We start from the raw sequence: 26,403 nt of genomic DNA on the forward strand, positions 1-26,403 counted from the left end.
CCTCTCGAAGGGACCGCGCCCAGATGACCCCTCGATCCGCTCGAATGGCCCCGATGTCGTTAAGCCGAAGGAATCTGGTGAAGTTGGCCGGTCTGTCCGGCCTCGGTCTCGGCCTGGCGGCGTGCGGCCGGGGCTTCGGCGGAGGCGGCGACGGATCCGGTGGCGGCGGCGTCCAGCTGAACATGGTCTGGTGGGGCGACGCCTCCCGGGCGCAGAAGACGCAGGCCGCGCTGGAGGTGTTCAAGAAGAAGAACCCCGGCGTCACGGTGAAGACCGAGTATCAGGACAGCGGCCCGTACAAGGACAAGCTGGCCACGCGCTTCGCCGCCGGAAACCCGCCGGACCTGATGATGATGCGCATGGACAGCCTGCGCGAGTACGCCGACCGGGGCGCGCTGCTCGACCTCAACCAGCACGCCGGCGCGGTCGACCTGTCCGGGCTGAGCGAGAGCGTACGGGCGCTCGCGGCCGTCGGCGACAAGAACTTCGGCGTCGCCTCCGGCCTGAACAGCATCGGTTTCGTCGTCAACAGGACGCTGACCGAGAAGTACGGCGTGAAGATCCCGGACGGGAACACCTGGAGCTGGCAGGACCTGGCCACCTTCGCCCGCGAGATCAGCAAGGCCAGCGGCAAGAAGGTGTACGGCACCGGCTTCGAGGCGTACACGCTGGCCAACCTCATCGTGTTCACCCGCCAGCGCGGCGAGGACTTCTACACCGCCGACGGCAAGCTCGGCATCAGCGAGGCCACCCTCGTCGCCTGGTTCGAGATGTTCCGGTCCATGCGGGCCGACGGCGGGTTCCCGCCGGCCGGGTTCTTCGAGAACGTGGGAGGCGGCGCCGAGCAGTCCTACCTGGCCAAGGGCGCGATCGCGTCGCAGATCATCCCCACCAACAACTTCCTGGGCTACAACGCCGCCGCCGGGGGCAACCTCGTCCTGCTCCGCATGCCCGGCGAGACCACCGAGAAGCGGCGCGGCCAGTCGATCGACACCCCGGCCCTGTGGTCGGTCGCCGCGAAGTCCAAGCACCCGGCCGAGACGCTGAAGCTGCTCAACTTCCTCATCAACGACCCGGACGCCTCCAGGGCCACCGGCACGACCCGCGGCGTGCCCGCCAACACCAAGGTGGCCACCGAGGTCAGGCCGAGCCTCGCGGCCGACGACCAGGTCGCCACCGACTACCTGATCGGGCTCCAGAAGGAGGAGCTGCCGCGCTCCTACACGTACCCGCCGGGGTCGAGCAGCATCGCCTCCAGCCTGCAGTCGATCGCCGCCGAAGTGGAGTTCAAGCGGCAGACGCCGCAGCAGGGCGCCGCGGCGTTCCTCGACGCGGGCAGGAAGGCGCTCGGCGGGTGAGCAGGTCGAAGGCCGCGCCGGTGCTGGACCGGCCCGTCACCGGAGCGGAGGCGTCCGCCGGACCGCGGCGCAGGCGCCCCGCCAAGCCGCCCCAGGACCGGGCCGGGTACCTCTTCCTGCTGCCGTGGTTCATCGGGATGCTCTTCACGGTCATCCCGTTCTTCGCCTCGCTGTATCTGGCGTTCACCGACTACAACCTGCTCAACGCGCCGAAGTGGATCGGGCTGGACAACTTCGCGGAGATGCTCAGCGACCCGGTGCTGCACCAGTCGCTGAAGGTCACCTTCGTCTACACGTTCGTGTCGGTGCCGCTGTCGCTGGCGGCGGCGCTGGGCGTGGCCATGCTGCTCAACCGCGGCGTCCGGGGCCTGTCCGTCTACCGGGCGGTCTTCTACCTGCCCTCCCTGCTCGGCGGGAGCGTCGCGATCGTCCTGCTGTGGCGCTACATCTTCGGCCTCGACGGCATCGTGAACGCGTTCCTCGGCTGGTTCGGCATCGACGGGCCGGGCTGGACGACCGACCCCGACTACGCCCTCACCACGCTCATCGTCCTGCACATCTGGACGTTCGGCTCCCCCATGGTGATCTTCCTGGCCGGGCTGCGGCAGATCCCGGGCATGTACTACGAGGCCGCCGCCATCGACGGGGCCTCGCGGTGGCGGCAGTTCCGCTCGATCACGCTGCCGCTGCTGAGCCCGATCATCTTCTTCAACCTGATCCAGTCCCTGATCTCGTCGTTCCAGACCTTCACCCAGGGATTCGTCATGAGCGGCGGCACCGGCGGGCCGGCCAACTCCACGCTCTTCTACAACCTGTACCTGTACCAGCAGGGCTTCTCGCAGTTCAACATGGGCTACGCCTCGGCCATGGCCTGGATGCTGCTGGTGATCATCGCCGCGTTCACCGCGGTCAACTTCCTGGCCGCGAAGTATTGGGTCTTCTATGACAACTGAGGAAAGTTTCGTCGAGCGCGTGGGCCGGACCCGCCGTTCCCGGTACGCCAAGCACGTGCTGCTCTGCGTGGCGGGCGCGGTCATGATGTACCCGCTGGCGTGGCTGATCTCCAGCTCGCTCAAACCGGACCGGCTGATCTTCACCGACCTGTCGCTGTGGCCCTCCGAGTGGAACCCGGCCAACTACCTGGACGGGTGGACCGCCCTGGAGCAGCCGTTCAGCGTCTACCTCGCCAACTCGTTCGTGATCGTCGTGCTGAGCATCGTCGGCAACCTGGTGTCCTGCTCGCTGGCGGCGTACGGCTTCGCCCGGCTGAAGTTCACCGGCCGCAAGCTGTTCTTCACGCTGATGCTCGGCACCATGATGCTGCCCGGCCACGTGCTCCTGGTGCCGCAGTACATCGTCTTCGCCAAGCTGGGCTGGCTCAACACCTACTACCCGCTGCTCGTGCCCAACTTCCTGGCCACCAACGCGTTCTACATCTTCCTGATGGTGCAGTTCATGCGCGCGCTGCCCAAGGAACTCGACGACGCCGCCCGCATCGACGGCTGCGGGCCGTTCCGCACCTTCTGGAAGGTGATCATGCCGCTGTGCATGCCGGCGTTCGCCACCACGGCGATCTTCACGTTCATCTCGGTGTGGAACGAGTTCTTCGGCCCGCTGATCTACCTGACCGACTCCGAGCTGTACACCGTGCCGCTGGCCCTGCGGCAGTTCATCGACTCCGAGGGGCAGTCGCAGTGGGGGCAGATGTTCGCCATGTCGTTCCTGTCGCTCGCGCCCGTGATCGGGTTCTTCATCGCAGGCCAGAAGTACCTGGTCAAGGGCATCGCCACCACCGGCCTGAAATAGGGGATCGAAACGCATGGCCCGACCTCGCCGCTACGCCTTCGTCGGCACCGGTTCACGTGCCCGCATGTACCTGGGAGCGCTGCTCGGCCCGTACGCCGACGTCGGTCACCCGGTGGCGTTCTGCGACACCAATGAGGTGCGCATGGCGTACTACGACCGTCTCGTCGGCGAGACCCGGCCCGACCTGCGGATGGCGCACTACGACCCCGGCGACTTCGGCCGCCTGCTCGACCGGGAGCGGCCGGACGTCGTGGTCGTCACCTCGCCCGACGCCACCCACGCCGCCTACATCGGCCAGGCGCTGCGCGAGGGCGTGGACGTGGTGTCGGAGAAGCCGCTGACCGTGGACGTCGCCGGTCTGCGGCAGATCCGCGACGCGCTCGCCGCCGGCACCGCGGGCCTCATCCTCACGCACAACTACCGGTACTCGCCCCGGAACGCGCTGGTGCGCCGGCTCATCGCCGAGGGCTCCATCGGCGAGATCACCTCCCTGACGTTCGAGTGGTGCCTGGACACCGTGCACGGCGCCGACTACTTCCGCCGCTGGCACCGCGACAAGGCCGTCTCCGGCGGCCTGCTGGTGCACAAGGCGAGCCACCACTTCGACCTGGTCAACTGGTGGCTCGCCGACCTGCCGGAGACCGTGTACGCCCGCGGCGGCCTGCGCTTCTACGGCTCGGACAACGCCCGCAGGCGGGGGCTCGGGCCGCGCCCGGAGCGCAGCAGGGACGCCGCCGGGCCGGGCGACCCCTTCGCGCTCGACATCGCCGCCGACGACCGGCTGCGGCTGCTCTACCAGGACGGCGAGCATCTGGACGGCTACATCCGCGACCGCGACGTGTTCTCCGACGGCATCACGATCGAGGACAACCTCAACGTCGTCGTCGGCTACCGCCGCGGCGCGTCGATGTCGTACACGCTGCACGCGCACTGCCCCTGGGAGGGATATCGCGTGGCGATCAACGGCACCGGCGGGCGCATCGAGCTCGACGTCGTCGAGCGCACCCACGTCGAGCCCGTCGCCACCAGCGCGGCCATCGCCGCCGCCACCGCCGTGGACGCCCGCGCCGCGGACGGCGGCCAGGACGGCGAGCCGGAGCAGCCGCGCCGCCGGGGCGCGCGGCTCCTCCTGCAGCGGCACTGGGAGCCCGCCCGTCAGGTGCCGATCCCCGAGGGCGGCGGCGGGCCCAGTGGCGGGCCCAGTGGCGGGCATGGTGGCGGGCATGGTGGCGGCGACACGATGCTGCTCGACGAGGTGTTCCGCGGCGCCTCCGGCGACCCGCTGCGCCGGCAGGCCGGGTTCCTCGACGGCGCCGCGAGCGTCCTGACCGGGGTCGCGGGCAACGAGTCGTTACGCACCGGGAAGGCCGTCCGCCTCGACGACCTCGGGCTGCCGCTGACCTCCGCGTCCCGTCCCGCGTGACCCCACCGAGGCACGCCCTGAACACCCGCCGATCTCGAAACTGGGGGAACCGGGAAGTGTCGTACGCTCAACCCTGGGGAAAGACCCTCGGCCTCGTCGAGGCCCAGAGAGGCGGCGATACGACCATGCACGCTCCCGGCGTACCTCCCGCGCGCACCGACCGGCCGCGCGGAGTCGCCGTGCTGAGGCTGCGCGGGCAGGACGTCGCCGAGTACGTCTGGGAGCCCGACCTGCCGCTGTCGGCGTCCCCGCGCCCCTACCTCCATCCCGTGCGCACGCTCGCCGGCGTCACCGTCACCGACGCGGCGCCCGACTCGCACCCCCACCAGTTCGGCATCAGCGTGGCCGCCCCCGACCTCAACGGCTGCAACTTCTGGGGCGGGCGCACCTTCGTCGCCGGCCACGGCCCGGCCTGGCTGGACAACCACGGCACCCAGCGCCACCAGCGCTGGCTGCGCCGCACGAACACCGAGCTGCACCACGCCGTCGAATGGGCCGACCCGCGCCAGGCGACGCTGCTGCGGGAGCAGCGTTCGATCACCTGCCGTCCGGTGGACGAGACCGCCTGGTCCCTGAGCGTGCACACCCGGCTCACCAACGCCACCGACCGGCCGCTGCCGTGGCGCACCCCGGCGGCGCTGGGCCGGGTCGGCGCCGGCTACGGCGGCGTCTTCTGGCGCGGCCCCGCCTTCGACGGCGCCGCGCAGGTGCTCAGCCCGGACGGCGCCGACGTCCAGCGCGTCCACGGGCAGGCCGCCGACTGGGTCGCCGTCACCGGCCGCGACCGCGACGGCCGCCCCTGGACGACGCTCTTCACCCACGCCGACGAGGCCGGCGCGCGGGACAGGTGGTTCGTCCGCGCCCGCGACTACCTCGGGGTGTGCTCGTCGCCGGCCTGGGACGAGCCGCTCGTGCTGGCGCCCGGCGAGAGCATCGACCGGCACGTCGTCACCGTGGTGATCGACGGTGCCGTCACCGCCGCCACGGCCGCCGAGCTCGCCGGCACCGCCCGGTCGGCCGCATGACCGCGCGCGTCCGGCCGAGCAGGCCCCGCCAGTCCGAGGAACCCGTACGGCAGGAGAACCTGCGCACCCTCAACCTGGAGCTGGTCTTCCGCCACATCCTCGCCGCCGACGGCCCCATCTCCCGCACCGAGCTCGCCTCGGTCACCGGGCTGACCCGCCCCACCATCACCCGCATCGCCGAGGAGCTCCTGGCCGGCAAGCTCATCACCGAGGCCGGCCTGTCGCACAACGGACGCGCGGGGCGGCCCCGCGTCGGCCTGACGCTGTCCGAGAAGGGGCCGGCCGGGCTCGGGCTCGACATCCGCGCGGACGGCCTGGCGGCCTGCGTGGTCGACCTCACCGGCACCGTCCGCCATCTGGCCTTCACCCCCGCGACGTACTCCGGCTGGAGCGCTCCCGACGTGCTGGCGCGGCTGGCCCACATGGCCCGGGCCGCCATCGACGCGACCGCCGCCGAAGACCTCACCGTCCTGACCACCACCCTCGCCGTCCCCGGCCCCGTGCAGGCGGGCATCGTGCAGTCCGCGCCCGAGCTCGGCTGGCGCGACGTCGACGCCCAGGCGTTGCTGCGCGACGCCCTCGGTCCCCTCGACCTGCCGATCACTGTGGACAACGAGGCCAACCTGGCCGCCCTCGGCGAGCTCTACGCCAGCGACAACACTCTCGACAGCTTCGTGTACGTCTCCGGCGGGCTCGGCATCGGCGCCGGCATCGTCCTGGACGGGCAGCTCATGCGCGGCGCCCGGGGCTGGAGCGGCGAGCTTGGGCACGTGACGGTCTATCCCGACGGCAACGCCTGCCCGTGCGGCTCGCGCGGCTGCCTGCAGACGTACGCCAGCCTGTCCGCCGTCCTCGGCGACGAGCCCGCGCCGGCCGGCACCACCCCCGACGCCGCCGCCACCGGCCGGGCCGAGGCGGGCCACCCCGCCACCATCGCCGCCCTCGACGCGGCCGGCACCGCGCTGGGCATCGCGCTGGCCGACATGCTCAACATCCTCGACATCGACACCGTGCTGCTGGGCGGCAGCTTCTCGCTGCTGGCGTCCTGGCTCACCGCGAACGCCAGAGCCGAGATCGACCGGCGCGTCCTGACCGCCGCCTGGGCGCCCATCACGCTCCGGCCCGCCCTGCTGGGCCCGGACGCCGCCGTCATCGGCGCCGCGCTGACCTCCATCGACCAGATCCGCCGGCATCCGACCACCTGGCTCGCCCGCCAGTCGAACCACATGACCTCGGCCTGAGGGCCTTCCCGGCGGGCCGCCGGGAAGACCCTCGCCCGTCAGCGGGCGTGCAGGCGCCAGGGCAGGCGCACGGTGATGAACTCGTCGTTGTCCGGCTGGCCCGGCGTGCGTCCCGACGAGAACGGGAAGTTGTTGTCGTTGAGGATGCCGAGCGTACGGTCGTCCAGGATGACGACGTCCTCGATGGTCTGGAACGGGAAGCGGAACGTCTCGCCGAACCCGCCGAGCCCCTTGGGGTTGGCCAGGTCCAGCAGGTCGGCGGCCAGGGTCTTGTCCATGGCGCCGTCGTGGTCGCGGTCGCGGCTGTCGGCCAGGTAGACGCGCTTGAGCGCGGCCGCGTCGCCCTGGTTGTTGTCCCGCTCGATGATCAGGAAGCGGTGCTGGTCCACCGCGATGGCGTCGCCGATCGCGTTGGCGGGGCTGTCCAGCCGGTACGTCCACCGCTTGCCGGTGTAGGCGCGCTTGCGCACGTCGAACTCGTTCATCCGCAGCGTGCCCGCCGGGTCACCGTTGACCGTGCCCTCCAGCAGCGGATACAGCCACCGCCCGTCCGCGGAGCGGGCCATGCCCTCGAAGCCCTTGCTGCCGGCCAGGCTGGGGGTCGCGCCGTTCAGCGTGGGGTTCTCGGGCGCCTTGACGCCCGGCAGCTCGATCGGCGCCTCCAGCAGGGTGCCCCGCGCGGAGAAGTGCAGCAGGAACGGGCCGAACTCGTCGCCGATCCAGTACGTGCCGTCATCGGCCCGCACGATCGACTCCACGTCGAAGTCGGCGCCGGTGAGCTTGCGGTCGGCCCTGGTCAGCGGCCAGGACACCCGGCCCTGCGGGTCGGACAGGTTGAACCCGCCGAGCACGTTCACGGTGCCCGCGCGGAAGTCCGGCTTGATGCGGTGGACGCGCAGGAGGAAGTCGGCGCTGTTGGCCTTGTTCCCGTACCCGTTGTCGGACAGCACGTCGAACGTGCCGTCGCCGCGCCGGACGATGCCGCTGAACCCCTGGACCGGCTGGCCGGAGAAGGGCGGGGTCACCCCGTTGATCGGAGCCGTACCGATTTGGGAGCCGGACGGCTCGCTGCCGGGCACGAAGGTCTGCGCGGGGAGCGAGGCGAACCCGGTCAGCGTGGCCCGGGCCGCGCCGTCCGGCGTGGCGGCAGCGGTGGCGTAGGACGCGGGGCCGGTCGCGGCGATGCCCACGGCCAGCGCGGCGGCGCCTACCGCCAGGGAGATGCGTTTCATGCCCGGCACGGTAGAGGGTGCAAATGACGCGTTTCCTAACAAAACGTGCATGCCGCGTTCACCTTTGGCGGGACCTCAGCGGTTCGCCGCGGCCCGCATCGCGGCCGCCATCGCCGCCGAGTCGTGGTCCGGCTCCGCGCCGTCCACCAGCACCAGGTCACCGGGGATGTGGTCGGCACGCAGGTGCAGGATCTCCTGGTAGGCAGGCGAGTCGTACCACTCGCGGGCCTGCTCGATCGACGGGAACTCGATGATCACCAGCCCGCCGGGCCACTCTCCCTCACGCACCTCCACCGGCGCCCCGTGCACCACGAACCTGCCGCCGAACGGATCCAGGGTGGCCTGGATGCGCTCCATGTACTGGAACACCTCCTCGTGCGGCTCCGCAACAGGACGCAGGTGGGCGAGGGCGTACGCGCTCATGGCTTGCTCCTTCGTCAGCGGGCCGCCGCCCCGGCGGCCTCATGGGAACCATCCTGCCGGGGTGCACGTAAGGGCGTCGATTACCTCATAGGTAGGCGGAACCGTCAGAGCGGCAGCGGGATGCGGTCGAAGAACCAGTACAGGCTGACTGCCACGATGGGGACCGAGATCGCGGCCACCGCCCAGCGGGCCGCGGACGTGCGGCGCAGCAGCACCAGCAGGGGGAAGAGCACGGCGATGAGCACGAGCTGCGTCACCTCGATGCCGAGGTTGAAGCTCAGGAGCGACAGGAGCAACCCCCAGGACCCGCTCTCCTTGATGTCGAGCGCGCCCGCGAAGCCCAGCCCGTGGATCAGGCCGAAGGCGAGGACGATCGGCAGCCGCCATCTGCCCAGCTTGTCCTCGTCGCGGCCCAGGAGGTTGGCGACCGCCACGACGATGATCGACACCGCGATGACCGGCTCGACGATCGCTCCCGGAACGTCCACGACCCCCATCGCCGCCAGCAGGAACGTGATGCTGTGGGCGACGGTGAAGGCGGAGGCCGTGACGACGACGTCGCGCAGGCGGCGGGCCCCGATGACCAGGGCCAGCAGGAAGAAGACGTGGTCGAGGCCGAACAGCAGGTGCTCGGCGCCGAGCACGAAGAACTCCCCTATCTGGCTCGACGCCTGGTGCTCGCCGACCTTCACCGTCGGCGCCGTGGCCTCCAGGACGGCCGAACCCGTCTCGCCGTCGAGCTCGTAGCGGACCATCGTCTTCGTGCTGTGGACGAAGCTCTCGGCGTCGGGGAACAGCGCGCTGGAGATCTCGTGCGTCCCCCCGCTCCCGCCCTGGCAGGCGAAGGCATAGGTGAGCACGGCGAAGGCCGCCTTGCCGCGCACGCGGATGTCCGCGTCGCCGACCTGGGCAGGCGTGCAGGGCTTGCCGGCGTACGCCACGGCGAAGCGGCGCGTGACATAGTCGGTCACGGCATCGCGGTTGATCTTGAGCTGGCGGAGCTGCTCGGTCCGCTCCTTCGCGTCGTAGGCCTCGGCGTAGAGCCAGGCCGACTTCATGAGGAGGTCGTACTCGAGGTCGAGCACGGCCTTGACGTTCAGGCCCGAGCCGGTCACCTCGGCGTGGGCGGTCGTGGTCGCGTCATGCGCCGCCGCCGGGGCGGGACGCGCCAGGTCGGCCAGCACACCGCCGAGGACCAGGGCGAGGACGACGGCGGGCAACCAGCGCATGCGGCGCATGTTTCGTCTCTCCATGCAGGGGATGAAGGGCCGCCCCCGGACCGGGGTCCGGGGGCGGCGGGATTGGGTTAGCGGTTGAACCAGTGGTACATGGGCGAGTCCGGTCCCCACGTGCCGGGGCGGCCGTGCTCGTCCTTGGTGACGAAGACGCTCGGCTCGGAGGCGGTCACGCCGCCGCCGGTGGAGCGCGCGGTGACGAACCAGGCGTAGGCCGTGTCGTCCTTGAGTCGCTTCCACGTCACCGAGGCGACCTGGCCCGAGGTGACCGTGCTCTTACCGATGACCCGCGTGGGCTTGTAGATCGCCAGCGAGTCGGTCTGGAAGGTCGTCGTACGGGAGGTGAGGTCGACCGGCAGCACCATGTTGTCCTCGAGCCCGTTGTAGCGGCGCAACGGGTCGTACTCGTTGGCGCCGAACTCGTTGAGCAGCGGGGAGTAGGTGTCCACGCTCAGCTCCGACCGCTTGACGTTGAACTGCAGCATGCGGAAGAAGCTCGCGCCGAACTGGAGCTGGTCCTGCGGGTTGTAGCCGCCGATCGCGGTCAGCCCGAGCCGGTCGGCCGAGACCGTGTAGAACTGGTAGTCCGCCAGGAGCTCGACGACGCCGTTGCCGACCTGGCCCACCTTCGGCTTCACGTTGGTGCCCACGCCGTGCTCGTGACCGGCGAGGATGAGGAAGACGTTGGCGTTCTTCTCGACCACCGTCTTGTACAGCATCGAGCCGTCGGGAGCCGAGAAGCCTGCGCCACGGCCGTCCGGGTTGGTGCTCGGCACGAGGTAGTCGTGCGAGAGCAGGATGCCGTTGCGGTTGGGGAACTTCTTGAAGACGGAGTCGGCCCACTCGGCCTCCTCCCTCGTCACGCCGTACGACAGGCCGACCACGACGAAGTCGAGCCCGCCCGCGGAGAACAGGTCGTAGTGGTTCTGGTTGTCGCCTTCCTTCCACGGCCCGCCGTACTTGGCGTGCTGCCAGCCCTGCGACGCGCCCTGGTACCGGCCGGGACCGTAGTACTTGTTGTAGATCGCCTCCGGCCCGTTCTCGGTACCGGACTGGTTGTCGTGGTTGCCGGCGATCACGCCGTTCGGGATGCCCGCGTCGTCCAGCACCTTCTGCTGCTTCGAGGACACCTCCATCTCGCCGACGATCTGCTGCTGCGTGGCCTCGTCGGCGGGCTTGCGGATGTTGTTCTCGATGATGTCGCCGGTGTGCGCGACGTACGAGATCTTGCGCTGGTCCTTGTTGTCCTTGATCCAGTTGACGATGCCGGCGTAGGCCGACTCCCACACCGCGCGCTCCTCGGCGGTCTCCTGCTCCACCGCGCCCTCGGAGATGTACTGGGTGTCGGTGAAGTGCACGATCGAGAAGTCGTAGGAGGAGGGGTCGGCGAAGCCGTTCGGGTCGCCGGGGTCGATGTCGTCGGCGAACGGGTCCTCGCCCGTCACCATGACGTGGACCTGCTGCCTGTCGATGTAGTCGTCGTCGACGACGGCCGTCAGCACGGTCTTGCCCTCGGCGGCGCCGCGGGCGCTCGTCAGCAGGTCCCACGCCTTCGACTTGGTGTTCCACGCCCGCAGCCCCGCCAGGCGCTCGGGGTCGATGGCGCCCTCCCAGCGCAGGACCGGGGAGTCCACGTGACCCTGCACCTCGACGTCGTAGCGCTGGTAGACGAGGTCCTGCCCGGAGGGCGCGTCCAGCGTCTTGCCGTCGGCCGGCTCGAGCCCGTCGGTCTTGACGCGCTTCTCACCCGGCACCCGAAGGGTCGTCGGGAGAGACTGGGCCGTGCCCTGGTACGCCTGCTCCGGGGTGAGGATCTTCGCCTCGTTGAACGTGGCCGTCACCTGGCCGCCGTCGGGCTCGGCCACCTTCGCCGAGAGCGTGACGGGGTCCGACACGTCGGTGGCCCCCCGCGCCGGGCTCAGCTCGGCCGGCGCGTCCGGGATGCCCGCGGACTCGAACACGACCTCGCGGGTCGTGGTGTTGCCGAGCCCGTCGGCGCCGGTCACGGCGAGGGTGTGCTTGCCGGCGCGCAGCCCCGGGCCCACCTGGGCGCCCAGCTCGATCGGCTGGCCGTCGAGCTTGACGTCCGGCCCGGACACGACGCCGGAGGCGTCCTCCAGCTTGACGTCCAGCACGACCGAGGCGGTGATCTTCTCACCCTCGGCCGGGACGCTCTTGGCGACCTTCGGCGCCGAGTTGTCGGTGATCAGGGTGCGGGTGGCGACCTCGCCGGTGGCCGACTCGGCGGCGAGCTTGTGCTTGCCGTCCTTGATGGCGGTGGTGTCGAGGTCCGCGCGCAGGCCGCGGGCCGGGGCGTCCACCAGGAACTCGAGGTCGATCTCGGTGAGCGGGTTCACGTTGTCGCCGCAGTTGCCGTCGCCCAGGCTGTACGAGGTCTTCAGCACCTGTCCGGTCGCCGTGCCCTGCGCCGGGGTGAGCGCGATGTTCGAGATCGCGAAGTCGTCGCGGTTGTTGCCGCACGAGGTCGGGAAGGTGCCGGCCACGAAGTCGATCGTGTTCCAGCCGGGCACCAGGAACTCGTTCGGGATCGTGAAGTCGACGCGCTTGCTGACGAAGTCGCCGTCGAGCACGATCTTCTGGCCGTTGACGAGCAGGAAGTTCTGGTAGCGCGCCTCGATCGAGTTGCTGCCCACGTTGAAGCTGAAGGTCGCCTGGCCCGAGCCGAGCGTCTCGATGACCGGCACCGCCGGAGCGTCGATCTTGTAGCGCAGCTCGGCCTCGCGCAGGAGGGTCTGGCTGCTGCCGCAGGTGCCGTCGCCCATCTCGTACGACGGCTTGAGGTCCTGGCCGGTCACGGTGGCGCCGTCGAGGGTGAGCTCGAGGTTCGTGATCGTGAAGTCGTCGCGGTTGTTGCCGCAGGTCTCCTTGGCGTCGCCGGTGACGACCTTGATCGTGTTGTCGCCGGGCACCAGGAACTTGGCCGGGACCGCGATGGTCACGCGCCGGCTCGCCCAGGTGCCACCCAGGTCGATGCGCTTGCCGTTGACGAGCAGGAAGTTGTCGTACTTGTCCTCGATCCCGTCCGCGCCCACGTCGAAGCTGAGCATCGCGGCGCCGTTGCCCAGGGTGGGCTTCGTGACGGGCTTCTCGCCGTCCACGGTGAGGGACTTGACGCCGCCCGCGCTGTTCGCCGGGACGTTCGCGAAGACCGGCTTGGTGCCCGCCACGAGCGTGCCGTCCGTCGGCAGCAGGCGCGGCGCCCCGGCCGGGGCGTTGTTCACGGTCACGGTGTTCTTGACGGTCACGCCGGCCGCGGTCGTGGCGGTGATGGTGTGCTCGCCGTTGGACAGCGTCGCGGTGTCCAGGTCCGCGGCGAGGCCCGTGGTGCCCTGCGGGTCGCCCTGGACGAAGAACTTGAGCGTGGCCCGCTTGAGCAGCGTGGTGTTCGTGCCGCAGCTGCCGTCGCCGAAGGAGAGCGTGTACGGGTTGTCCTCGCCGTCCGCGACCTCGCCGAGGAGTTCGAGGCCCACGTCGGACAGCACGAAGTCGTCGTAGTTCGTGCCGCACGAGGACGGGATCGCGCCGACGACGATCTCGACGGTGTTCTCTCCCTTGACGAGACGCTCGTTCGGGATGTCGATGCTCGCGCGCTCGTTGACGAAGTTGCCGATTTCGCTGCGGTACTCGCCGTTGACGAGCACGTAGCTGTGGTACTGCGCCTCCGTCGAGTTCGAGCCCACGTCGAAGCGGAGCTTGGAGACGCCCACCGTACGGGTGGCGTTGAGCGCGGTGTCGTCGACCGCGAGCTTGGTGACGCTGTCACCGGCCGCGGTCGGGACCGCCGCGACCTTGGCCGTCCCCTCCAGGTACGAGCCGCCGGCGGGGGTGAGCGTCGGAGGGCTCGGGACGGCGGTGGTCGTCGGCGTGGGGCTGGGCCGGCCCTTGTCCTGTTCCGCCGCCCCCGGGTCGGCGTACGCGGCCGTGACGAAGCTGCTCACCAGCAGCGTCGCGATCGAGGCGGCCAGGGCGAAACGCGCCCGGCCCCCTAAACCGCCCAGTGACTTACGTGCTGCCATTGGCAGTCCCTTCTTATGTGCATAAGGAGCCCATAAAGCGGCATGCTCCCGGGCGGACACATTGGAGCGCACGAGTGAACGTTGTGCATAGAGGGGCTGAAGGGACGATAAACGGTTGCGTGATTCTGGTCATCCGTCACAAATAGGTCTCAATAGGCTCGTACCGGAACATTGGGATGTCACACGCCGGCCCTCTCAGGGGCTCTAAGAGCAGCAGTCACACGCAGAGGGGGATCCATGAAGTCCGATGTCACCCAGGTGTTCGCCGCCCATCGCGAACTGCTGTTCTCCATCGTCTACAACATGCTGGGCAGCGTCACCGACGCCGAGGACGTGCTGCAGGAGACCTGGCTGGCGTGGTCGTCCAAGGATCCGGACGAGATCGGCCATCCGCGCGCCTACCTCGTACGCGTCGCGGTGAACCAGGCGCTCGCCCACCAGAGCGCGCTGCGCCGGCGCCGCGAGACCTACGTCGGGCCCTGGCTGCCCGAACCTCTCGTCACCTCCCCCGACGCCGCCGACCAGGCCGTACGGACCGACACGCTCTCGCTCGCGCTGCTGGTGGTGCTGGAGACGCTCACCCCGCTGGAGCGGGCGGTGTTCATCCTGCACGAGGTCTTCGCCTACGCCCACACCGAGATCGCCGCCATGATCGGCCGCAACCCCGCCGCGGTGCGGCAGCTCGCCCACCGCGCCCGCGAGCATGTCCAGGCCCGCCGCCCCCGTACCCAGGTCGCCCCGGGCCTCCAGCGGCAGGTGACCGAGCGGTTCGTGGCCGCGGCCTTCGGCGGCGACCTGGAAGGGCTGATGGAGCTCCTGGCGCCGGACGTGACGCTGTGGGCCGACGGCGGCGGCAAGTCGAACGCCGGCGGCGCGCGCCCCATCCGCGGCCGCGACAACGTCTCCCGCGTGCTCGTCTCCCGCGCCGCCCAGCCCCTCGACGGGCTGGACATCCAGTACCGCCAGGTCAACGGCGATCCCTGCGCGGTGCTGTTCGTGGAGAACGCCCCGTACGCCGTCATGGTCGTGGACATGACGCCCGACGGCTCCCAGATCCAGGACGTCTACACCGTCAGCAACCCCGACAAGCTCACCCACGTCCCCTGGCCCTCACGGGCTTCCCTGGTGACGGACGGCGAGGACGCGGCGGGGCAGCGGGCCGAGGTGATGGGGGAAGCGGTGGCGCAGCACGCCGGTCGCGGCGGCGGCCAGCACGACGAGGGCCGCGCCGACGAGCAGCGCCGGGTGGTAGCCCCGGTGCAGGAGCGGGGTCACGACCAGGGGGCCGAGGATCTGTCCGATGCTGTAGCCGGTGGTGAGGATGGCGACGGCGCGCGGGATCCGCAGGTGGGAGCCGATGGCCAGGGTGAGGGTGGCGATGCCGAGGAACGTGGCGCCGAACAGGACGGCCGAGACCAGGGCGGGGACGATCCCGCCGGCCAGGGCGGGCAGCGCGATGCCGACGGCCTGCACGACGAGGGCGGCGAGGACCAGCGCCGGGCGGGACCAGATCTGGCTGAGCCATGCCCACAGGGCCGTTGAGGGCAGCGCGGCGAGCCCGACCAGGATCCAGGCGCCGCTGCCGGCCCAGCCGGGCGCGGTCTGGTCGATCGCGGCGACCAGGAACGTGCCGGCGATGATGTAACCGGTCCCTTCGAGGGTGTAGCCGGCCAGCAGCGCCCCGAACCAGCGCAGCCCGGACCCGGCTCGGGGACCGGACGGGGCGGGCGGCGGCGCCTCCGGGGATGCCGGGTCGGTGCGCAGGCCCCAGGCCGGGACCGCGAGCACGGCGGTCAGCGCGGCCGCCGTCCACCAGGCCTGCTGCCAGGTGCCCGTGGTACGCAGGACCAGCACGGCGACGCCCGACAGGGCGATCCCCGCGCCGATGCCGCCGAAGGCCCAGCCGACGAGGTGGTGCGCGTGGCCGCGCAGACCGGTGAGCATGGCGTCGGCGGCGATGACGAAGATCAGCGCGCTCGCGATCCCGGCGACCAGCCGGAGCGACGACCAGAGCGCGCCGGCGTGCGTGACCGGCATCAGGGCCGGCGTGACGATCAGGATCGCCAGGGACGGGCGCAGCGCCCGCCGGGAGGCGAAGATCCGAGGGGCGACGATCGCGGCAATCGCGCCGAGGAGATACCCGACGTAGTTGGCCGTGGCCAGCTCCGCCCCCAGCCGCGGGGACAGCCCGGCCTGCGCGTGCATCATCGGCAGGATCGGGGTGTAGGCGAACCGGCCGACACCCATGCCCGCCGCGAGCGCCGCCGCGCCCTGCCCGACGATCCGCCAGGGCCGATCCGCCCGGGTCGCCTTGCCGCCGTCCGTGCCGTGCTCTCGTACGGAGGTCAAACTTCGCCTTTCGTTCGGCCGGCGGGAGCGGACGCACCCGGTGGCGGGGGACTCAGTGACCGGCGTTCTGGCCGCCGTCGACGTGCAGGATCTCGCCGGTGACGAACGGGGCCGTCTCGAGATAGACGATCGCGTCGACGATGTCGCTTATCTCGCCCATCCGGCCCACGGGGTGCAGGCCGGCGAGGAGGTCGTAGGTCTCGGCCGGGTGCATCGGCGTACGGATGACGCCGGGCGCGACCGCGTTGACCCGGATGCCCCGGGAGGCGTACTCGATGGCCAGCGACTTGGTGACCGAGTTGAGGCCGCCCTTGGTCAGCGCCGCCAGCGCGGACGGCACGCGGCTGTCGGCCTTGTCGGCCAGGCTGGTCGTGATGTTGACCACGTGCCCGCCGCCCTGGGCGAGCATGACGTCGACGGCCCGCTGGGAGATCTCGAAGAACCCGCGCAGGTTGACCCTCGTCACCAGCTCGTAGTCCTCGTCGGTGTAGTCGGTGAACGGCTTGGACACGAAGACACCGGCGTTGTTGATCAGCGTGTCGACCCGGCCGTACGCCTCCAGCGCCTGTTCGATGACGCGCCGGCCGACGGACGGGGCGGCGATGTCACCGGCGATGGTCCGCACCAGGGGGTCGTCGGAGGGCTCGATCGATCGGGAGTTCGCGACGACCGCGTAGCCGAGCTTGCGGTAGGCGGCCACCAGCCCCGAGCCGATACCCTGGGACGCGCCGGTGATCACCGCGACTTTGTGCGTGCTCATGGGTTTCTCTTCTCATAAGGATCGAGGCCATACGTCCCGGGCCTCGATCAGCGCGGCCGGCCGGCGAACGGGGCGGACCGGCACCGCGCGGTCATGGTTCAAGCTTGCGTCAGTCGGGCGCGATCCCGCCACGACCGGTTCACTCTCTGTTGTGAGGCTGTGCCTCCCAGCGCACTACCCTGGGCGGATGGAGCTACGCCAGCTGCGATATTTCGTCGCGGTGGCCGAGGAGCTGCACTTCGGCCGTGCCGCGGTCCGGCTGCGCATCGCCGGCCCGTCGCTCTCCCAGCAGATCAAGGCCCTGGAGCGGGACCTGGGCGTACGCCTGTTCGACCGGGACCGCCGTTCGGTGGCGCTCACCCCCTCGGGGCAGGCGCTGCTCCCCCAGGTCAGGGCGCTGCTCGAGCAGGCCGACGAGTTGCGCCGCTCCGCGGCCGGCATGGCCGCCACCGAGCCGGTCCGGCTCGGCTACGTCAGCTGGCGCCCGCCCGACCTGACCGCCCGCGTGTCCGGCGTCGCCCAGCTGCACGTCGACGCGTGGGTCATGCCGTCGCACACCCAGGCGGGACGGGTCGCCGACGGCAGCATCGACCTGGCCATCTGCTGGGTGCGGGCCGACGACCTGGCCGCCCACGCCCTGGAGGCCCGGCTGATCGGCGCCGACCGGCTCTTCGCGATCTCCACGGGCACCGGCACGTCCGCGGTCCCGGCCAAGGACACGTCGGTGCTGGTGGACTCCGACACCGCCACCTGGGACTCCTGGAACCGCTATGCCGAGGAGTTCGCCCGCGACACCGGTGCCCGCGTCGTGCGCATCGACGACGGCGGCATCACCGGGCCTGCCTTCTTCGACCACGTACGGCGGCTCCGCAGCCCCGTCGTCAACTCGCCGAAGGGCCAGACCGCGCCGGTGCCGCCGGACCTCGTCCAGCGCCCGGTGGTCGATCCGGCGCCGTACTGGACCTGGGCCCTGGTGTGCCGGCGCGACGAGACCCGCAAGGCCGTACGGGCCGCCGTCGAGGCGCTGACCAGGGACGTCGGCGGGCTCGGCCTGGACGCCGACACGGCCTGGCTCCCGGCCGACGACCCGTTCCACACCACCGGATGACACGGCGCCGGTCGGCGTGACACCCGGTCGGCCTGGTGATCGTGGTCAGCGTGGTGATCGTGGTGAGTGGTCAGCGTGGTCGGCGTGAATCGGCGTGATCGGCGTGGTCAGCGTGGTGATCGTGGTGAGTGGTCGGCGTGGTCAGCGGGCTTCGAGGGTCGCGAGGTCGCGCAGCGTGTAGCGGCGGTGCTCGCACTCCTCCTCCATCACCACCCGCAGGCAACCGCCGACCGTGCGCGGCTCCTCCGGGTAGCCGGGCGCGGGTGCGCGGGTGCAGGCCCGTTCGAGCCCGGCGTCGGTGAGGCCGTCGAGGATGCCGCGCACCAGCGCCACCCGCCCGGCGCGCACCTGCGCCACCTCCGCGTACGACGGGCGGGCGTCGAGGTCGATGCCGAGCGCCGCCGCGTCCTCGGCCGGGTAGCCGGAGTGGGTGAGGCCGAGCCGGTGGAACGGGTCCGGCGCGTCGAGGATCGCCCGGCCCGCCCAGGCGTCGGTGGCGAAGACGAGGTGGCGCAGCGTCTCGACGAGGGACCATTCGTCGTCGACCCGTTCGTGGCGCGCCGCTGTGCCCCTGCTACCCGTGGTCGTACAGCGCCGGTGTCACCCCGCGCACGACGGGCAGTCCCGTGCCCGAGTCGAGCACGAGGCGGTCGCCGAGCGGACGCGTCAGCGTGACGGTGGTCGTGTCCATGTGGAGCGCCAAGTCGCAGATCCCGCCGGAGCCCTCCTCGTCCACGTCCACCACCACGAGCTTGCCGGTCTCGTACGCCCGCGCCCCGTGAACGCGGTCACAGGAGCCGTAGCCGTACTCCAGGAGCAGGTCGTGCGGCTTGCCCGCGACGAGGTCGAACCCGCTCACCTCTTCGAACTCCCCCTCCGCGGCCTGCGGCCGGGCGGTGATGGCCGAGGGGGCGACCGCCACGTACACGAACTTCGACTCGACCCCCTTGACGGTGAACTGCCACGCGGGCACCCGGATCGTGCCGCGGCTGGTCTCCAGCGTCGTCTCGCCCAGCTCGGCCCCGGTCACCCGGAGCGGGCGGCAGCCCTTGGCCGGGCACTCCTCCTCGATGAAGTCGGCGGGCCTGGTGAACTCCGCGTACGCGTCGATCGCAGTGACGAGCGGGACCTCCGAGACCGAGCCGTCCGGCCACCGCACAGGCGCGTCGGCCAAGGGGCCCGCGGGTAACTCGGCCGCGAGCTTCCACACGCTGTTTTCCGTACTTCGGGTGACCCAGGCGGGAGGGTCGGTCCAGCCGCCTCGATCCTGGAGCCCTCCGAGCAGGACGAAACCCGAACGCCAGGCGCGGTCGCCGGCCGAGCCGTCCCAGCGCGCCACCACCTCCCGGGCACGTGCCTCGAAGCGGCCCGGTGAGACCCGATCGGACCAGTTGCAGGAGGCCAGGAGCAGCATCAGGCACAGGCCCGCGATCGTCCTACGCACGACTTCGTGATCACCCCCGGTCGCCTAACGTAGCCGCCCACACACCGGCTAAGTGCCCCTCTTATCGGATTTGCGGGGGAATCTCCCTGAATTAGGGGCGAACGCACTCCATGTGGTCTTCTGACTACCGGGGTGTGGAGTGATCAGACGGCTGGGCCGGTCGCTGCGGATGCGGTTGGCGCTGCTCGCCAGCTTGGCCATGTTGCTGCTGAACGTCGTCGTCAGCGCGTTCGTGCTGTACGCCATCCGGAACGAGGCCGCCGACATCCGGGCGTACGACGTGGCCAGCCAGGCCCTGCGCGTGCTGCTCATGGTCAAGCGGAACGAGCTGCCCCCGACGGTGAACACCGACGGGCTCGACGGCATCCAGGTGATCGACTCGGCGGGCCGCGTGGTCTCCTCGACGTCGAACCTGGCCGGCCTGCCCCGGATCACCACGGCGATCCCCCACCGCAACACGGCCAACGACGTCGCCGAGTTCTGCGACCTGCGCGCGTTTCCCGGACGGTGCGAGCTGGTGGTCTCCATGCACGCGTACCAGCCGGACGGCGCGTGGGTCATCTATGCCTTCGCCCCGGCCGTGCCCTGGTACGTCAGCCTGAAAGTGGTCCTCTTCCAGATCTGCGTGGCGGCCCTGCTGCTACTCCTGTCCTGGTTCGGGGTGTCGCGCGTGGTGGCCCGGACGCTCGCACCCGTCCACAACATCACGAAGAGGCTGGCCGAGATCACCGCGGGCGGAGGCGGGATACGGCTCCCCGTACCGGAGAACGTGGACGACGAGATCAGGACGCTCGCCTGGACCGGCAACCAGATGCTGGAGCGGCTGGAAGCCGCGATGAAGAAGCAGCAGGAGGCGGTGGAGCAGCAGCGCAGGTTCGCCGGGGACGCCTCGCACGACCTGCGCAGCCCGATCACGGCGATGCGCACCCAGGTCGAGGACGCGCTGCTCAACCCCGAGGACGCCGACTGGCGGGCGACGGGCGAGGCGCTGCTGGCCAGCCTGGACCGGCTCCAGGCCATCGTCACCGACCTGCTCACGCTGACCAAGCTGGACGCGGGCGCGCCGAGCTCCCGGGAGCCGGTCGACCTGTGCGAGCTGGTCGCCGCCGAGACCGGCAGGCCGCGTTCCAAGAACGTCGTCACCACGCTGCAGCCGGGCGCGGCCGTCACGGGCGACCGGCTGCAGCTGGCCCGCCTCCTGACGAACCTGCTGGACAACGCCGAGCGGCACGCCGAGTCCCAGGTCCTCGTCACCGTACGGCGGCAGGGCCGGCAGGCCGTGCTGGAGGTGCTCGACGACGGCGCCGGCATCGAGCCCGGGAAGCGCGAGACGGTCTTCCAGCGCTTCACCCGCCTGGACGCCGCGCGCAACCGCGACGCAGGCGGGACCGGGCTCGGCCTGCCCATCGCCCGCGAGATCGCGCAGGCCCACGGTGGCACGCTCACGATCGAGGACTCCGAGCGCGGCGCCCGCTTCGTCCTGCGCATCCCGGCCCTAGAGGACTGAGCATCGCGGTCCGCGAGGAGCGAGCATCCCGGTCCGCGAGGACGGCGCAAACCGGCCTGCGAGGCCTACGCAAACCGGCCCGCGAGGGCTGCCCCACACCCCCCAAGTCGGCTCCAAGCCACGCACAAGAGCCGGACCTCACCATTTCCGGATGTGAGCGGAAATTTCAGGACAAGATTGATGAAGATCGCCGCAGGTGCGGCGGTCGCCATGGCGGTCGCGCTGCCCGCGTTACCGGCGGCGGCCGACACGCCCGATGAGCGGCCCGACGTGCCCGTCGGCACCTGGCTGGCGGCGCGTACCCAGCCCGCGGTCCAGCTGACGAGCTTCACCTACACCGGCACGGTCGCCGTGCCGACCAGCACGATCAACCAGACCGCGTTCAACCGGCTCGTGGAGCAGGCCACCGCCACCGTGGCGTCCGGCAAGATCTCCTCTGACGAGCGCAGCATCGCCAAGTGGCTGTTCCAGCAGATCGCGGCCGACGTGGACACCTACCTCGCCTCGACCACCCCGGAGCGTACGGTCGAAGCCGAGGTCGGCGGCCTGTGCACCGGCTGGTGGGTCACCCCCGACGGGTACATGGTCACCGGGGCGCACTGCGTCCAGGTCGGTGAGACCGAGCTGAGCCAGCTGTTCGCGCGGCAGGCGCTGGCGAAGTTCAACCAGCAGGACGCCAAGGAGATCATCAGCGGGCTGCGGGGCCTGGAGGCCGACGAGGAGATCGTCAAGCTCGCGCAGCAGATCTACGTCACGTTCAACACCAACCACATGCAGCTCCGCAACCTGAAGCAGAGCCTGTCGGTGGTCCAGAGCCTGCCCGGCGGCGGCGTGGACAAGACGGCCAAGCCGGTCCCGGCCGAGCTGGTGTCGGTGGGCGAGAGCTACCCGGGCAAGGACTTCGCGCTGCTCAAGGTCAACGGCCAGCAGAACCTGCCCACCGTGCCGCTCGGCGACGACTCCGACGTGCGTACCGGTGACACGCTCTACATCAGCGGCTTCCCCGGCCTGGTCACCAATACGCCGTTCTTCAGCCTGGAGTCCAAGCTGGAGCCGGCGCTGACCGAGGGCCCGTACAACGCCAAGCGCACCACCCAGACCGGCGTGCCGTACATCCAGACCCAGGCGCCCTCCTACCACGGCAACTCCGGCGGCCCGGTGTTCAGCAAGGACGGCAAGGTCATCGGCATGCTGATCGCCGGCACGGTGAGCGAGAACGGCGAGGCGTCGGAGAGCGAGAGCTTCGTCCTGCCGGTGGGCATCATCAAGGAGAAGCTCGGCGAGAAGAACATCAAGCCCGCCCAGACCACCACGACGGCCCGCTACAACGAGGCGCTCAACGACTTCTTCCGGCACCACTACTCGGACTCGCTGCCGAAGTTCCGCGAGGTCCAGGCGCTGTTCCCGAACCACCCGTACGTGGCCAAGTACATCAGCGACGCGCAACAGGCGATCTCCGCAGGCAAGGACGAGTCGCCCAAGCCGATCCTGCTGTGGGTGCTGATCGGGGCCGGCGTGCTGGTCGCCGCGGTGATCGTCGCGGTCCTGGCCAAGGTCCTCCGCGGCCGCGGGCGCCGGCGCCGCCACTCCGAGCCGTCCTTCGTCCAGCCCCCGCCCGGCGCGGTGCAGCCTCCGTCGTGGCGGCAGCTTCCCGCGGGCCAGGTGCCGCCCCCGGCGCAGGGCGCCTATGGGCAGGCGGCGTACGGGCAAGTGGCGTACGGGCAGGGCGCCGACGGGTACGGCCCCGTCGCGTACAACGCCGGCGGCTACGGCGCCGCACCGTACGGGTCGGCCCCGGACCACGCCAACCCCCAGTACGGGTCGGCCCCGGACCACGGCAACCCCCACTACGGACCGGGCCCGTACGGGTACCCTGCGCCCCCGCACGGCCAGGCCCAGCCGCACTCGGGTGAGCGGACCCGCGCCGTCCGCTACGGCCAGTTCACGCCGCCTCCGAACGACCGGCCCTCCTAGTCCTGGATTCGCCTTGCCCGCCCTTTCATACTGGGGGCGACGCCCGGGGACATGACTGCCGTCGATGCCGGGCGGGATCCCGCTCGTGCCCGTGAACGCGAAGACCCGCTGAACCTGCCGGACACCTCTGTGACCAGCGTCGGCGCCACCAACTTCGCCGGCGGCATGTCCGCCACCCGCCATCTGCTGGACCTCGGGCACCGTCGCATCGCCTACCTCGGCGGCATCGCCGACGCGGCCTGCAGCCAGGCGCGCATGCACGGTTACCGCGCCGCGATGGAAGCCGCGGGCGTGCCCGTGCCCGCCGAATACGTCCGTACGTCGGGCTTCCGCTATCCCGACGGGGAGACGGGCGGAGCCGCACTGCTCGACCTGCGGCTCCCGCCGACGGCCATCTTCGCCGCCAGCGACGGGAGCGCCCTCGGCGCCATGCAGGCCGCCAGGGCGCGGGGCCTGCGCGTCCCGGAGGACCTCAGCGTGGTCGGCTTCGACGACACCGAGGTCGCGGTCATGACCTCGCCGCAGCTGACCACCGTACGCCAGCCGCTGCGCGAGATGGGCGGCATCGCCCTGCGCACGGCCCTGCGCCTGGCCGCCGGCGAGAAGATCGAGTCCCGCCACATCGAGCTCGCCACCGAGCTGATCGTCCGCGGATCGAGCCGGGCGGCCGGCCCATGAGGTTGCGCGGCGGCTCTGGACAATGCACCGCATACGTGATCTGACGGAGTAAGAGCGCCGACGATCGCGAACAGGAGTACCTGGACATGAGCGACACGCCGCGACTGCACACCGCGGGCAACACCCTGCTGGAGCGAGCCCGCGCGCTGCGCCCGCTGATCGAGCGCGACGCGGACCAGGCCGAGGAGCAGGGCAGACTCTCCACCTCCGTCGTGGACGCCCTACACGAGGCAGGACTTTTCGGGATATGGGTGCCGGTGCCGCTCGGCGGCGCCGAGCTGTCGCCCAGCGAGCTGATGGCCGTCCTCGGAGAGCTCTCCTACGCCGACCCCTCGACGGGCTGGGTGGTCATGGCCACCTGCCTGGAGAACGGCACGGCCGGCGCCTACCTGGGCGACGAGGCCGTCGAACGCATCTTCAAGGGCCCCCGGATGCCGCTCTTCGCGGGCCAGGGCACCCGGCCGGGCATCGCCGTCCCCGAGGACGGGGGCTTCCGCCTCAGCGGGCAGTGGAGCTTCGCCTCCGCCATGCTGCACTCCCAGTACGTCCACAGCCTGGGCGCCATCGAGGGCACCGACGAGGTCCGGATCTTCATCACCCCGATCGAGGACGTCAAGCCGCTCGGCAACTGGGACGTCCTGGGCCTGCGCGCGACCGGCAGCATCGACTACTCCATGGACGACGTCTTCGTACCGGAGTCGCAGTCGCACGTCTTCGACACGAACGAGCCCCTGCGCGGCGGCGCCATCTACCGGCTCGGCCTGGTCGACCAGGCGCTGATCTGCCACTCCGCCTGGGCGCTCGGCGTCGGCCGCCGGCTGCTGGACGAGCTGAGCCGCTACGCCGTGGCACGGGCCGGGCGCACCGGGCAGATCGCCGGCAGCGACGCCTTCCACACCGACTTCGCCCGTGCCGAGGCGAAGTTCCGCGCCGCGGCGGCCCTGATGCGCGAGACGTGGGACGACGTGGAACGCACCCTCGACTCGGGCCGGACGCTCGACGTACGGCAGGAGACGATGGTGCGGCTCGCGCTCAACCACATCACGTCGACGATCACCGAGGTCTCCCACTTCGTCTACGCGTCGGGCGGCACCTCGGCGCTGCGCGACGGGCTGATCCAGCGGCTGTTCAGGGACGTCCACGCCGGCGCCGCGCACATCACCTCGGGCCCGCAACTGCTCCGGGAGTGCGGCCGCGAACTGGCCGGCCTGGCCGCGGGCGAGTCCTGGGCACTGTTCGGCCTGGAGCCATAAGTCGGCCTGGAGCCATATGAGCGCCGTCCCGCGGTGAGACTCCGGTGAAATGTCCGTGGAACGCCGTGCTCCCAGGCTGGTCCGCATGCCAATGACTGACATGACCAGGAGCGCGGCCTGCGGGGCGGCGCTCGTGCTCGCCCTTTCCGCCTGCGGTGCGCTGGGACGGCCGGCTCAGCCCGCGGCCTCGGTGAAGGCTCCCGACGCCCCGGCGCAGGACCGGCCCGAGGACCCGCCGGAGGAGACGCCCTCTCCGGAGGACTCTCCCGCGCGGCCGGAGTCGCCCTCGGAAGGCGTGGTCGCCGGTCCCACCTCGTCCGCCCTGCCGGTCGAGGGCCGGAACCTGCGCCTGGTCAGGTCCGGCGAGAACGAGCTGGCGCTGCAGTTCGAGCTCTTCAACGGCACGGACGACGAGATCTCGCTCGGCACGCTCGGCCTCGACAGCCGCGAGCAGCTGATCACCCTGGTGGACCTGCCCCGTGGCACCGCCTACGGCCTGATCGGCAGCTCGGGCCCGGACGGGCGGATCAGCGCGGACGTCGACATCGAGCCGGGCGGGTCGGCTCCGGTGACGGCGGTCTTCGCGGCGCCGCCCAAGGAGGCCACCGAGATGCTCGTCGTGCTCAACGGCCTGCTCCCGGTGACCGTGCCGATCACGGACGCCGAACCGGCCGACGACCCCGCCCTGCGCGGCCCGCACAACAAGCTCCAGGTCGGTCCGCTGGTGTGCAAGACGACGGGCGGCACGCGTGAGGCGTTCCGGCTGCCCAGCGACGTGCTGTTCGAGTTCGGCAGCTCCAAGCTGTCACCGTCGGCCAAGTCCGCCATCGAGGCGCTGCGCGGCCGGGTCTCCGCCTCGTCCGGATCGGTGACCGTGGACGGGCACACCGACGCGATCGGGGGCACCTCCGACAACCAGACGCTGTCGCAGGAACGCGCCGCGGCCGTCAGCCAGGTGCTGCGTCCTTCTCTCGGCGACGGCTTCGCGTACCGGACGAAGGGGCACGGCGAGGGCGAGCCCGTGGCGCCCAACACCAAGCTCGACGGCAGCGACGACCCGGACGGGCGGGCGCAGAACCGGCGGGTCGAGGTGCAGATCGACAGCGACACCACCGTGCGGGCCCCGGAGACGGGCACCGACCTGACCGACGCGGGGCTCCAGGTGCAGGTGGAGAGCGTACGGCGGCTGTCGGGCTACCTCCTGGCGAGCGTCAAGGTCACCAACCCCGGGTCGGAGGCCGCGTCCCTGGAGTACGAGAACCACTTCACGCCCAAGGAGCTCACCTCGGGCCAGCTGTCGATCGCGGCTCAGAACGGCCGGCAGGAGCTGTGCGGCTTCGCCGAGCCCACGTACTTCGACTTCGTCGGCACGATGAGCGCCTCCTTCGCGCCGGGCAAGCTCGACACGGTGCCCGCGGGCGCCGAGGTGACGCTGTGGGGGCTCTTCCCGGCGCCGAGCACGAACGTCCCGTCGGTGAAGGTCCAGGTCGGCGGCTACGACCAGGCACTCCCGGCTGAAGTGGCGAGCTGACTCCGCATGCTTCCTGGCC

General features: G+C 71.0%; 19 protein-coding genes and 2 pseudogenes. 13 read left to right on the forward strand and 8 right to left on the reverse strand.

Annotation, left to right across the window (positions count from 1 at the left end; genetic code table 11):
- The first annotated feature begins 77 nt into the window (after window positions 1-77).
- The 6 genes from AB0J87_RS52760 to AB0J87_RS52785 all read left to right on the forward strand — a co-directional run bounded on the left by AB0J87_RS52760 (window position 78) and on the right by AB0J87_RS52785 (window position 6,853).
- Window positions 78-1,358 (forward strand): ABC transporter substrate-binding protein, encoded by a 1,281-nt coding sequence (locus AB0J87_RS52760; protein WP_363980927.1) that lies wholly within the window; start codon window positions 78-80, stop codon window positions 1,356-1,358.
- Complete coding sequence (locus AB0J87_RS52765) at window positions 1,355-2,311, forward strand: sugar ABC transporter permease (RefSeq protein WP_363980930.1); 957 nt, start codon at window positions 1,355-1,357, stop codon at window positions 2,309-2,311. The genes AB0J87_RS52760 and AB0J87_RS52765 overlap by 4 nt, the downstream gene beginning before the upstream one ends.
- A gap of 82 nt (window positions 2,312-2,393) precedes the next feature.
- Window positions 2,394-3,164 carry a carbohydrate ABC transporter permease gene (locus tag AB0J87_RS52770; protein ID WP_350731893.1) on the forward strand — a complete coding sequence of 257 codons (771 nt, stop codon included), beginning with the start codon at window positions 2,394-2,396 and terminating at the stop codon, window positions 3,162-3,164.
- A gap of 13 nt (window positions 3,165-3,177) precedes the next feature.
- Window positions 3,178-4,587, forward strand: coding sequence for a Gfo/Idh/MocA family oxidoreductase (locus AB0J87_RS52775; RefSeq protein WP_363980933.1), 1,410 nt, complete (start codon window positions 3,178-3,180; stop codon window positions 4,585-4,587).
- Between the two features lie 179 nt (window positions 4,588-4,766).
- The gene (locus AB0J87_RS52780) at window positions 4,767-5,612 is read left to right on the forward strand and encodes a PmoA family protein (protein WP_363980936.1); all 846 of its coding nucleotides are present in this window, start codon (window positions 4,767-4,769) and stop codon (window positions 5,610-5,612) included.
- Window positions 5,609-6,853, forward strand: a complete 1,245-nt coding sequence (locus AB0J87_RS52785; protein ID WP_363980939.1) for an ROK family transcriptional regulator — start codon at window positions 5,609-5,611, stop codon at window positions 6,851-6,853. Before AB0J87_RS52780 ends, AB0J87_RS52785 begins: the two co-directional genes overlap by 4 nt.
- 38 nt (window positions 6,854-6,891) lie before the next feature.
- Here AB0J87_RS52785 and AB0J87_RS52790 read toward each other — a convergent pair whose 3' ends face one another.
- The 4 genes from AB0J87_RS52790 to AB0J87_RS52805 all read right to left on the reverse strand — a co-directional run bounded on the left by AB0J87_RS52790 (window position 6,892) and on the right by AB0J87_RS52805 (window position 13,780).
- The gene (locus AB0J87_RS52790) at window positions 6,892-8,085 is read right to left on the reverse strand and encodes an esterase-like activity of phytase family protein (protein ID WP_363980942.1); all 1,194 of its coding nucleotides are present in this window, start codon (window positions 8,083-8,085) and stop codon (window positions 6,892-6,894) included.
- Window positions 8,086-8,160: 75 nt separating this feature from the next.
- Window positions 8,161-8,508 carry a DUF1330 domain-containing protein gene (locus AB0J87_RS52795; protein ID WP_363980945.1) on the reverse strand — a complete coding sequence of 116 codons (348 nt, stop codon included), beginning with the start codon at window positions 8,506-8,508 and terminating at the stop codon, window positions 8,161-8,163.
- 104 nt (window positions 8,509-8,612) lie between these two features.
- Window positions 8,613-9,761: a HupE/UreJ family protein gene (locus AB0J87_RS52800; protein WP_363980948.1), complete on the reverse strand. Its 1,149-nt coding sequence runs from the start codon at window positions 9,759-9,761 to the stop codon at window positions 8,613-8,615.
- A gap of 53 nt (window positions 9,762-9,814) precedes the next feature.
- On the reverse strand, window positions 9,815-13,780 hold the full coding sequence (locus AB0J87_RS52805; protein ID WP_363980951.1) for a metallophosphoesterase: 3,966 nt from the start codon (window positions 13,778-13,780) through the stop codon (window positions 9,815-9,817).
- Between the two features lie 237 nt (window positions 13,781-14,017).
- On the opposite strand from AB0J87_RS52805, the pseudogene AB0J87_RS52810 reads away from it, so the two are divergent.
- A pseudogene (locus tag AB0J87_RS52810) lies at window positions 14,018-14,872 on the forward strand (RNA polymerase sigma-70 factor); the annotation flags it as partial.
- An 18-nt stretch (window positions 14,873-14,890) separates the two neighbouring features.
- On the opposite strand, the gene AB0J87_RS52815 reads toward AB0J87_RS52810, so the two are convergent.
- Both AB0J87_RS52815 and AB0J87_RS52820 read right to left on the reverse strand, forming a co-directional pair.
- Window positions 14,891-16,129, reverse strand: a complete 1,239-nt coding sequence (locus AB0J87_RS52815; RefSeq protein ID WP_363980954.1) for a YbfB/YjiJ family MFS transporter — start codon at window positions 16,127-16,129, stop codon at window positions 14,891-14,893.
- A 52-nt stretch (window positions 16,130-16,181) separates the two neighbouring features.
- Window positions 16,182-16,889, reverse strand: a complete 708-nt coding sequence (locus tag AB0J87_RS52820) for an SDR family oxidoreductase (protein WP_363980957.1) — start codon at window positions 16,887-16,889, stop codon at window positions 16,182-16,184.
- 187 nt (window positions 16,890-17,076) lie between these two features.
- Here AB0J87_RS52820 and AB0J87_RS52825 point away from each other — a divergent pair, with 187 nt between their 5' ends.
- Window positions 17,077-17,997: a LysR family transcriptional regulator gene (locus AB0J87_RS52825; protein WP_363980960.1), complete on the forward strand. Its 921-nt coding sequence runs from the start codon at window positions 17,077-17,079 to the stop codon at window positions 17,995-17,997.
- Between the two features lie 141 nt (window positions 17,998-18,138).
- On the opposite strand, the pseudogene AB0J87_RS52830 reads toward AB0J87_RS52825, so the two are convergent.
- Both AB0J87_RS52830 and AB0J87_RS52835 read right to left on the reverse strand, forming a co-directional pair.
- Window positions 18,139-18,543 (reverse strand): annotated as a pseudogene (locus AB0J87_RS52830) (DinB family protein); the annotation flags it as partial.
- A gap of 28 nt (window positions 18,544-18,571) precedes the next feature.
- A complete protein-coding gene (locus AB0J87_RS52835; protein ID WP_363980963.1) occupies window positions 18,572-19,441 on the reverse strand; it encodes a hypothetical protein in 870 nt (289 codons plus the stop codon).
- A gap of 139 nt (window positions 19,442-19,580) precedes the next feature.
- On the opposite strand from AB0J87_RS52835, the gene AB0J87_RS52840 reads away from it, so the two are divergent.
- The 5 genes from AB0J87_RS52840 (at window position 19,581) to AB0J87_RS52860 (ending at window position 26,384) form a co-directional block, all read left to right on the forward strand.
- Window positions 19,581-20,948 carry a HAMP domain-containing sensor histidine kinase gene (locus tag AB0J87_RS52840; RefSeq protein ID WP_363980966.1) on the forward strand — a complete coding sequence of 456 codons (1,368 nt, stop codon included), beginning with the start codon at window positions 19,581-19,583 and terminating at the stop codon, window positions 20,946-20,948.
- A gap of 180 nt (window positions 20,949-21,128) precedes the next feature.
- Window positions 21,129-22,922, forward strand: coding sequence for a trypsin-like peptidase domain-containing protein (locus tag AB0J87_RS52845; protein ID WP_363980969.1), 1,794 nt, complete (start codon window positions 21,129-21,131; stop codon window positions 22,920-22,922).
- Between the two features lie 51 nt (window positions 22,923-22,973).
- Window positions 22,974-23,600 carry a substrate-binding domain-containing protein gene (locus AB0J87_RS52850; protein ID WP_363980972.1) on the forward strand — a complete coding sequence of 209 codons (627 nt, stop codon included), beginning with the start codon at window positions 22,974-22,976 and terminating at the stop codon, window positions 23,598-23,600.
- Between the two features lie 86 nt (window positions 23,601-23,686).
- The gene (locus AB0J87_RS52855) at window positions 23,687-24,853 is read left to right on the forward strand and encodes an acyl-CoA dehydrogenase family protein (protein WP_363980975.1); all 1,167 of its coding nucleotides are present in this window, start codon (window positions 23,687-23,689) and stop codon (window positions 24,851-24,853) included.
- A gap of 85 nt (window positions 24,854-24,938) precedes the next feature.
- Entirely contained in the window at window positions 24,939-26,384 is a 1,446-nt protein-coding gene (locus tag AB0J87_RS52860) for an OmpA family protein (protein WP_363980978.1), read from the forward strand.
- Window positions 26,385-26,403: the final 19 nt, after the last annotated feature.

This window comes from Nonomuraea sp. NPDC049625, from assembly GCF_040675285.1.
Classification (GTDB): Bacteria; Actinomycetota; Actinomycetes; order Streptosporangiales; family Streptosporangiaceae; genus Nonomuraea; species Nonomuraea angiospora_A.